The sequence below is a fragment of the Psychrobacter sp. 1Y4 genome (assembly GCF_051847555.1).
In genome coordinates this window covers 1-710 of record NZ_JBPYDE010000547.1, presented here as the reverse complement: position 1 = coordinate 710, position 710 = coordinate 1, and the positions used below count along the sequence as shown (strand labels likewise).

Annotated in this window: 1 protein-coding gene; it reads left to right on the top strand. The window is 37.0% G+C overall.

The genetic code is table 11. The annotated features are described in order from the left end of the window. Positions 1 to 308: 308 nt before the first annotated feature. On the top strand, positions 309 to 710 hold a 402-nt coding region (locus ACS8FC_RS17485), incomplete at its 3' end, for a DUF3427 domain-containing protein (protein WP_439297721.1).

The window sequence follows — 710 nt, the reverse complement described above, 5'->3', positions numbered from 1 at the left end:
ATAAAGTCCTTATAGGTATCAGCGCTGATGACCCCTCGAAAGGTATCACAAGCGCTCCATACGGCTTTATTGATGTCGTCTTGATTGATTTGGTGGGTAAGCTGATTGCTCTTGCTAGGGGACATATATAGGAGCTCTTAATTAGTAGTTCTCAAATGCATTCAATGCTACACGACAATCTATGTCGTTTATAAGCTGTTTGATCCAATCTATTATGTCAATAACCATTAGAATAGACCAGAGGTTAAATTTCTTACGTAATTTTAAAATTAATTACGTGCATAGCTTATTGAAAAAGGAGTAGCAATATGACTAGGTTATCTTTAGGTCACGAATATACGAGACAAGAGGTCCACAAGTTTTTCGGAGGAAATACTAATTTCAGTCGTGGTTCAGGTACGTGGGGTAACCATGGAATGTTACGTACTGAACAGGATAATTTGAGTTGGGTTTTTTATGTCACTTTAGGCCAAAAACAAGGAGCTCACCAATTTGATGAAGGTGTGTCCGATCAAGGAGTTTTAACGTGGCAGTCTCAACCAAGCTTAGCACTAGATAATAAAAAAATACTTGACCTTATTAACTTCGACCAAGATGAGCATAATATTTATCTATTCATTAGGAGAAATGGTAAAGAAGACTATCGCTATCTAGGTAGATTGGGATACCTTGCTCATAATCCAGATATTGAAAAGCCTGTCTATTTTGAA